The sequence below is a fragment of the Bacillus sp. MBGLi79 genome, assembly GCF_002953915.1.
The window spans coordinates 439,253-448,554 of the sequence record NZ_CP026521.1 but is presented as its reverse complement, the minus strand read 5'-3'; the positions used below and the strand labels follow the sequence as shown (position 1 = coordinate 448,554).

Annotated in this window: 3 protein-coding genes and 2 pseudogenes; all 5 read right to left on the bottom strand. The window is 50.0% G+C overall.

All coding sequences use genetic code 11. From position 1 onward, the window contains the following. The coding region (locus tag C1T29_RS24650) for a condensation domain-containing protein (RefSeq protein WP_231516565.1) at positions 1-1,415 on the bottom strand (1,415 nt) is incomplete at its 3' end. A gap of 150 nt (positions 1,416-1,565) precedes the next feature. Then, positions 1,566-4,508 (bottom strand): annotated as a pseudogene (gene srfAB, locus C1T29_RS24645) (surfactin non-ribosomal peptide synthetase SrfAB); the annotation flags it as partial. Beyond that, positions 4,454-4,594 carry a competence protein ComS gene (gene comS / locus C1T29_RS24640; RefSeq protein ID WP_231516564.1) on the bottom strand — a complete coding sequence of 47 codons (141 nt, stop codon included), beginning with the start codon at positions 4,592-4,594 and terminating at the stop codon, positions 4,454-4,456. The gene comS and the pseudogene srfAB (C1T29_RS24645), both read right to left, overlap by 55 nt. Before the next feature lie 91 nt (positions 4,595-4,685). Further along, positions 4,686-7,661, bottom strand: a pseudogene (gene srfAB / locus C1T29_RS24635) (surfactin non-ribosomal peptide synthetase SrfAB); the annotation flags it as partial. Between the two features lie 81 nt (positions 7,662-7,742). Then, positions 7,743-9,302 (bottom strand): condensation domain-containing protein (locus C1T29_RS02340; protein ID WP_231516534.1); only part of this gene is annotated, 1,560 nt, incomplete at its 5' end.

Genomic DNA, 9,302 nt, shown 5'->3' with positions numbered 1-9,302 from the left:
TTTGCCTTCGCATTCAGCTCACCGTACGTCCAGGATCGGCCGTTGTATGTGACAGCAGGGCGGTCTTTGTGGCGCTGAGCCGTTTCTTCGAATAGCTGATGAACCGTTTTGTCTGTCGGCACAGGCAGCGTCTTTCCCTTCCATGCCTCGAGAAGCGCTTGTTTTTCTGTTTCAGTGACGAGTGACAGGCTGGAAAGCGGCTGGTTCGGGTTTTCCGCAACAGCCTTTAGTAACCTCAGAACGTATTCGCTCCATTTTTCAGCCGTTTCTTTTGTGAACAGATCTGTCGCATATTCGAGCTGCAAGCCAATGCCGTTTTCATCAGTAAACCCGCCCAATGTCAAATCAAACTTAGAGGTTCCCTGATGAGCCTCATAAGGTGAAATGCTCAGATTTGGCAATGTAAGCTGTTCTTTATCGGGGTTTTCTGTCGTCACCATCACATTAAATACTGGATTTCGGCTCATATCCCGAGGGAGATCAAGCTGATTAACCAGATCTTCAAATGGATACTCCTGATGCTCCAGCGCTGACAGGTTCGTCTGCTTCGCTTGCTCCAGAAGCTCCGCAAATGTCTGCTGTTCTTTCGCTTCCATTCTCAGGGCAAGTGTATTGACGAACATTCCCGGCATGTCTTGGACATCAGCATTCGTCCGGCCCGCAGTAACGGAGCCGATGACGATATCCCGCTGTCCCGAAACTTTGCTTAAAAAGACGTGGAAAACAGCATGGAGCACCATGTGCAAGGTCGTTCCGGTTTCAGCAAGCAGTTTTTCGACCGCCTTTGCCGTCTCACTTCCCGTACGGAAACGAACCGTATCTCCTTTAAAGCTTTGCACAGGCGGACGGGCGTAATCGAGCGGGAGATCAAGCTCTGGCAGCTCGCCTGAAAGAACCGACAGCCAGTACGCCTCATGCTCCTTCATCCGTTCTTTTTGCTCAGCTTCATGTTGCCAAACGGCGAAATCTTTATAATGAAGCGACGGCTCTGGAAGCTGCTCTCCTTTGTAAAGCAGCGCCAATTCTTTTACAAAGATGCCTCTTGAGACGCCGTCTGCGATGATGTGATGCATATCTAAAAGCAGCAAATGTTTCTTCGCTTCTATTCGGAGCAAAGCGGCGCGAATGAGCGGTGCGTCGGTTAAGTCAAATGGCTGGATAAATTCCTTAATCTTTTGGTCCGCTTCGTCTTCTTCCGCTTCAAACAGATGAAGATCAACCTCCGCCTCCTCAATAATGCGCTGAACAGGCTCACCATTAGCTTCCATAAATGACGTCCGCAATGATTCGTGACGGTTCACAAGCTGATTGAGCGAGTCGCGCAGGCGCGAAACATCAAGCTCACCTTCCATTAAAAGAATAGATGGCATGTTGTAGCTTATCGTCTGGCGGTCAAGCTGATTGAGCACATACATCCGTTTCTGCGCGGATGATAATGGATACATAGCCTGCTTGTCAGCCGGTTTGAGGACTTGATGGCAGCGTGAAACAGCAGATGCCTCCATATAAGCCGCCAGCTGGCGAATAGTCGGCTGCTCGAACAGTGCTTTAAGCGGTACGCTTTTCTCCAATTCTGCCTGAATGTTGGCAATCAGCATCATTCCTTTTAATGAATGGCCGCCTAAATCGAAAAAATTGTCGTCAATGCCGATGGCTTCTATGCCAAGCGTTTTCCGCCATATGCGGCATAAGCTTTCTTCAAGCGCTGTTTCCGGTGCCGCCAAGGCCTTGCCAGAAGATTGTGCCGCATTCGGCTTCGGCAAAGCGTTTCTGTCGGTTTTCCCGTTTGCCGTCAGCGGAATTGCGTCAACCTGCACAAAGAAAGCAGGAATCATATGAGACGGCAGTGTTTGTGAAAGCTGGTTCCGGAGCTCTGCTTTTTCGATGGCCTGATCCGACGTATAATACGCGCAAAGCTCTTGAAGGCCGCCCTCCGAAACCGCTAGCACAACCGCTTCTTGAATTTCACTGAGGCTGAGCATGACCGTTTCAATTTCTTTCGGCTCAATGCGGTAGCCGCGGATTTTCACCTGATCATCAGCCCGGCCGATAAATGCAAGCGTACCGTCAGAAAGTCTCCGTACGACATCTCCGGTTTTGTACATGAGGCTGCCCGGCGAATATGGATTCTCCACAAATCTCTCGGCTGTCAGCTGAGGCCTGTTGAGATATCCTCTCGCAAGCCCCTGTCCCGTAATATAGAGCTGCCCGCTCGCTCCCGGCGGCACAAGCTTCAATGCTTCATTTAAGACAAGCGCACCGGCATTCGCAATCGGTTTTCCGATTGTCGGGCGTTTCGCAAATGCATCCGGCTCAGACAGATCAATCCGTCCGGCGATGGCGCCGATCGTTGCTTCTGTCGGGCCGTAGTGATTGATAAATTCGGTATGTCCATACATCCTGCGAAAGGCAAGAACATCAGCCGGGATGATTTTTTCTCCTCCCAAGACGATCAAGCGCAGGGATTCAAAGTTCGCCTCTTTTGCAAAACTGGATGTGTTCACCATTGTATGGAACAGAGACGGGGTCAGTTTGATATATGTGATCCCATGCTCCTTGATATAGTGCGCTATTTCATCCGGCGCCGTATAGGTTTCCTTCTGTACGATATGGAGCTCGCCCCCGCCCAGAAGCACGGGGAACACGCTCGTATAGCCTAGGTCAAATGCGTAAGAGGATAGCAATACAGTCTTATCCTTTTCCGTCAGGCTCGCCTCTTCACTAAACCAAGAGACATAGTTTGTCAGATTGCGATGCTCGATCTGCACGCCCTTCGGCTTTCCGGTCGTACCGGACGTATAAATGACATATGCAAGATTGCGAGACCCTGAAATGGATGCTGGGCGCTCCTTGCTTTCATTTCTCCATTTACCTTCATCAAGGTTGACGATTGTCCCTTCATATTGCCCAATAGCCGTCATGTTTCTTTCATTGACGATCGCAATTTTTGCTCCGCTGTCTTCTAATGAATAACGGATTCGTTCTTCGGGTGTATCAGGATCAATCGGAAGGAAAGCTGCCCCCGCCTTCATGACACCGAGAATGGATACCATCACCTCAGCTGACCGGTCCATAACAATCGCAACGATCTCTTCACTTCCTGCCCCTTGGGCACGAAGATGGTGCGCCAGCTGGTTCGCCTGTTCATCAAGCTCGCGATAGGTCAGCAGATTTCCGCCAGCCTTCACCGCAGGATGGTCAGGTGTTTGCTGGGCCTGTTTTTCAAAAAGAGCTGCAAAGGTGGCTTCCGTAATTTGAGTCATATGTCTTTCTTCCAGCAAAGCAGCCGTTTCTGCAGATGAAAGCATATCTACTTCAGACAGCCGAACGTTCGGATTAGCCGCGGCCGCTTTGATGATATTGACAAAGTGGCTGCTCCAGCGGCGGATCGTCTCGTCCTTAAACAGAGCAGTCGCATAGTCAAAGCTTAGGCCGATATCGTCTTCACGCTCGACCGCTTCCAAGGAGAGGTCAAATTTCGCCACATGATGATGCATGGAATACGAGGAAATCTTCAAATCTCCTAATCTTAAAGAAGGAATCTCCATATTCTGCATATTGAACATCACGCTGAACAGCGGACTTCTGCTTGTATCCCTTGTAAGGGGAAGCTTTTCAATCAGCTCCTCAAGCGGATAGCTCTGGTGTTCGAATGCTTGAAGGCTGGCTGTTTTGACCTCCTCAAGGAATTGCGCGAAGGTTTTATCCCCGGCTGGTGCCGTTCTGAGTGCTACCGTGTTGACAAACATCCCCGGCACACCTTGCAGATCAGGATGTGTTCTGCCAGCTGTCGGCGAGCCGACAATGATATCATCCTGCGACGCGTACTTAGAAAGGAGTACATTGAGTGCCGCCAGCAAAAACATGTACATTGTCGTATCCGTTTCTGCCAAGAGTGACTTGATTTGAGCAGTCATCTGTTGATCAAGCCCGAACATCACGCGCTCTCCCGCAAAGCTCCGCTCAGCAGGCCGCTCGAAATCCGCGGGAAGATCCAGTATTGGCAGCTCGCCTTTAAAGACATCCAGCCAGTATGCCTCATACTTTTGATAATCAGCGTTTTCTTTGTGCCAAACTGCGTAATCTTTATAGTGAATTTGCGGCAGCTCCAGATCCGCGCCTTGATACATTTTGGCAAGATCACCGATCAGAATGCCTGTTGAACTGCCGTCAGTGATAATATGATGCATATCAATGAGCAGCAGGTGGCGATTTTCTTCCAGCTGGACAAGCTTCGAACGGACGAGCGGCGCACGATTTAATTCAAACGGCTGAACGAACGCTCTGATCATTTCCTCCGCGTCCTCTTCCCGTCCCTTGGCAGCCTCCAGCTGGAACGATATGTTTTTATGAACGGTTTGTACAACCTCTCCGTCGATCATGTCAAACGATGTACGAAGGATTTCGTGCCGGTTGATTAATTGCTGCATCGCGTTTTCAAGCCGGTCTTGATCTACTTCTCCCTCCAGCAAAAGTACAGCGGGGACGTTGTAGCTTGTGTTTGCCTGTCCAAGCTGATTGAGGATATACATTCTCCGCTGGGCCGGGGATACAGGATAATGCTGCTGATAAGGTGCTTGCCTGATCGGTTCAAACGTCTGCTCCTCCTTGCTTTCGTTCTCGTCCAAATACAGCGCCAATTCTTGAATGGTCGGCTTTTCAAAAAGCACTTTAATCGGTACTTCCTTATGGAAATGCTCTTGGATTTTTGCCGTCATCATCATCGCTTTCAAAGAATGGCCGCCGATCATAAAGAAGTTATCGGTAACACCTGCTTTGACACCGAGTATTCCTTCCCAGATCTCCGCTAATTTCTTTTCACTCTCTGTTTCTGGTGCTGCGTATTCCGGCTGCACGGCTTCTGATTGCGGCGCGGGCAGTTCTTTTTTGTTGATTTTCCCGTTCGGCGTGAGCGGCAGACTGTCCATTTGAATCAGGTGGGCAGGGACCATATAGTCAGGCAAAGACTGAGATAGCTTTTTTCTCAGCTCGCTCACAGCAACTTCACGGTCCGCCGTAAAGTACGCGCAAATTTCATTTTCATCCGCTTTGTTTTTGCGGATGATCACCGCAGCCTCTGTCACATGCTCAACCATGTTCAGTTTTGTTTCAATTTCGCCAAGCTCAATTCGGAAGCCGCGCACCTTCACTTGGTTGTCGATTCTGCCTAAAAATTCGATATTGCCGTCCGGCAGCCATCTTGCCAAGTCGCCAGTGCGATAAATCCTTTCACCCGGTCTGAACGGGTCTTCGAGAAATTGCTTGTCCGTCAGCTCAGGGAGATTGACATAGCCACGCGCCACACCGATTCCGCCGACGCAAAGCTCGCCGGGTGCGCCAATCGGCTGCAGGCGTGCCTGCTCATCCATGATGTAGGCAGTGGAATTTCCGATCGGCTTCCCGATTGGGATAGAGCCGCCATACTCGCGGTCGATCAGAAAACTTGTTGAAAACGTCGTGTTTTCTGTCGGGCCGTATCCGTTCCACAAAGAAAGCGACGGCGATGCCTGTTTGACTTTGCTGACAATATGCGGGACAAGGGCGTCTCCGCCGATGATTAAATGTCGCAGTGTGCCGAACATACCCGCATCCTTTGCGGCAAGCTGGTTGAATAAAGGTGATGTCAGCCACATCGTCGAGATTCTTTGCTCGCGCAGGAATGCAGCAAATTGTTTCGCATCAAGCAGCGTCTCTTTTTTGACCGGATAAAGCGCTGCGCCATTTAGCAGTGCGCCGAATACCTCAAACGTTCCGGCATCAAAGCTGACCGCTCCTGTTTGCGCCATACGGTCCTCTTCAGTAACAGGAACGTACCCGGCATTTTTGACGAGGCGCAGAATGCTTTTATGTTCGATCATGACGCCTTTTGGTTTGCCCGTTGAACCGGATGTGTACATGATGTATGCCAAGTCGGACGGGGCGGATGGCAGGTTGAGATTGTCAGCCGCTTCGCTCTCATCCAAGCCTATGTCCAGTGTAAGGACCGGCACCTGCAGCTGATGCGCCTGCTCTGTATAAGAAATTCCGGTCAAGACCATTCGAACGGAGCTGTCCTCTGCCATGAACCGAAGACGGTCCCCAGGAAGCGCTGGATCAAGCGGCACATATGCGGCGCCTGCTTTTAACACAGCCAGCATGCCGACAACGGTTTCTATTGAGCGGTCGTTCATAATCGCGACTGTTTCCCCTTTTTGAAGGCCTTGCTCAATCAGCTTTCTCGCCAGACGATTGGCCGCTGCATTCAGCTCGCGATATGTCAGCTCGTTTCCTTCATATACAACGGCAGTGCTCGCCGGCGTCCGTTTCGCTTGCTCTTCAAACACTTGATGAACAGCCATTCCTTCCGGGAGTTCGGCTTTCGTGCTGTTAAACACCTCGACAATTTGCCGCTGCTCTTCGGCTCCCACAAGCCCGTACTCACGCACAAACGCGGCCGGCTGATCGACAGCTGCTTCCATCATGCGGGTAAGGTGCTCCGCTGTCCGTTCGATAAAAGCGGAATCAAAGGCGGCGCCGTTATATTTGATTTTGACGGTCCACGTTTTGCCCGGATACACAATCAGGTTGAAATCGAAGCTCGTTTGTTCAAATGCGCTTTCTACCTTGATCGAGAACCCGAGGCGGTCTTCCATGCTGCCATTTTCAAGCTCCTGATCAAGCGGATAATTTTCAAACGCGACCAAATGGTTTAAGAGATTGCCATCAAGGGCTGAGCGTTTTTGAATCTCATAGAGCGGCACGTAATCGTAACGCTCCGCTTCAACTGCATGCCGCTGAACAGCTGTGAAAATATCAGCGAAAGCAGCATCTCGTTCAACTTTTACCCGCACCGGAATGGTGTTGATAAACAGCCCCGCCATCGTTTCAATCCCGCTGATTTCAGACGGCCGGCCCGAGACGACCGTTCCGAAGACCACATCATCCGTAAAGTTGTATTTGCTGAGAACAATGCCCCAAACGGCCTGAAATAGGTTAGGCCCTGTCACTTGATGGCGGTTTGCGGCTTGCTGAATACGGGCAACCAGTGTTTCGTCCCATGTAAATGAATATTCTTTATTGACGTATTCGTCTTTTTTCACAGGCAGGCGGCCCGGGAGCACACTTGGCTGTTCAAAACCCGCCAAGCGCTCGCTCCAGTAGCTCTCCGCTTCTTCATTGTCCTGTTTTCCAAGCCACTTGATGTAGTCGGAATAAGGCTTGCCCTGACCGTTTGCCGGTGTCCTGCCTGCTCTGAGCGCTTCATAGTTTTGGAACAGGCTTTTCATGAGGACGCCCATGCTCCAGCCGTCCATCATAATATGATGATTGCTCCAGACGAGATACAGCTGATCTGCATTAAGGCGGAAAACTGCCACCTTGAACAAAATATCTTTTGCCAGGTTAAAGCCTTGTCGCTGAACGTCTTGTTTGTAACGCTCAATGTGCTCTTTCTGGCGGCTCGCGTCTGCATGACTGATATCCTCATAATGCACCTTTGTTTTGCGTTCCGCTAATACGACCTGACGCGGTTTTTGCAGCTGCTGATGCACAAATACCGTACGGAGAATATCGTATGACCGAATCAGTTCATTGACGCTTTTCTCAAAGATTTCAAGATCAAAAGCGCCGTGAATCCCAAGCTCTAATTGTGTGAAGTATGAGGAAGAATGCGGATCAAGCATCGCATGATACAGCATTCCCTCCTGCATTGGTGTCAGTGCGTACACCTTTTGAATCGATTTTTTGCTCATATGCCACCTCTATTAGAAAATTTCCATTAATTTATCAAGCTCATCCAGCGTCAAATCGTCGTCACCAAGGTCACTCGGGGTCAGTTCCGTACCATCTTGAGATAGGCAATGTTCAATGATTCTGAGTAGATGCGCTTTAAAGCTGTCGCTGAATGACTTTATCGTTTTTTCATGAAATTCAAGAGAATGATAGGCCAGTGACATCGTCAGTTTTCCGTTTTCGATATATCCGACAACATCCAGCGCGTTCGGTTTTTCTGTTTCCGGGCTTAACGATTGTCCTGATGGCAGCTCTGATCTCGTGAACAAGCCTGCATCCGACATGTCATCGAACTGTCCTAAATAGTTAAAGCTGACATCCGGCTGAATCGAGAACGCCACATCTTCTTTATGTTCCGGTGCCGTCAGATAGCGCAGAATGCCATATCCGACTCCCTTGTTCGGCACATGTCTGATATCTTCTTTCATTTGCTTCAGCTGGTAGCCCAGGTCATCCGCATGCTTCATATCAAGCACCATCGGGTACATACTTGTAAACCAGCCGACTGTGCGGGAAATGGTCAGGTCTTCTATGATTTCTTCACGTCCATGCCCCTCTAAATGAACACTTACTTGATCTTGGCCTGTCCACTCCTTCATCGCCAATCCGAATGCCGTCAGCAAAATATCATTCATTTCTGTGTGATATGCCTCATGCACCTTTGTGGTGAGCTGTTCTGTCTCTTCAGCAGTCAGCGAGAATTCAATTGTCTTTGTATGTTTCATTCGCTGATCACCAGATTCGCGGTCTTTCGGAAGCTTTGCTGCGACAGTTTGTTCTTCAAGCTGTCTCCAATACTCTTTTTCTTTCAAAAAGGCTTTGGAGTTCGCGAAGTCTTGCAATCTCTCTGCATACTCTGCAAATGAATGTGTTTTCTGCGGGAGAACCGGTTCATTGCCTTGCTCAAGCTGCGTATATACCGCGGCGAAATCCTCCAGTAAAATCCGCCACGACACGCCGTCAACCACTAAGTGGTGAATGGCAAGCAGCAAGTGGTCTCCGTCTTCCGCTTGGAACAATCCCGCTTTTAACAATCCGCCTTCCTGCAAGTCGATGCTGCTTTGCAAACGCTCCGCTTCTCTCTCTATACGGTCTTCATGATCTTTCGCTTGTCCCTCAATCTGGATGACCTCCAATTGAGCGGAAGAGGCTTCAAGTCCTCTGTTGTATTGAACGACATCTTCCTGTCCCTCACGGTAAACCATGCGAAGCGCGTCATGATGCTCGATCAGCGCCTGCAATGTTTTCTCCACACGTTCAGGATCAAAGCCCTTCTTGGCGTGAAGCATCACCGATTGGTTCCAGTGGTGCTTGTTCGTGAAGTTCTTTTCAAAGAACCAGCGCTGGATCGGCGTCAGGATGACTTCGCCCTCCACCGGGCCTTGGTCTGCCTGTTTGCCTTCGGCACGCTCTACGTATTGGGTCAGCTCCTCGATCGTCGGATGCTGGAAGAGATCTTTCATTTCCAGCTTCCAGCCGTGCTGGTTCAAGCGGCTCGCCATCTGAATTCCTTTGATGGAATCTCCGCCAAG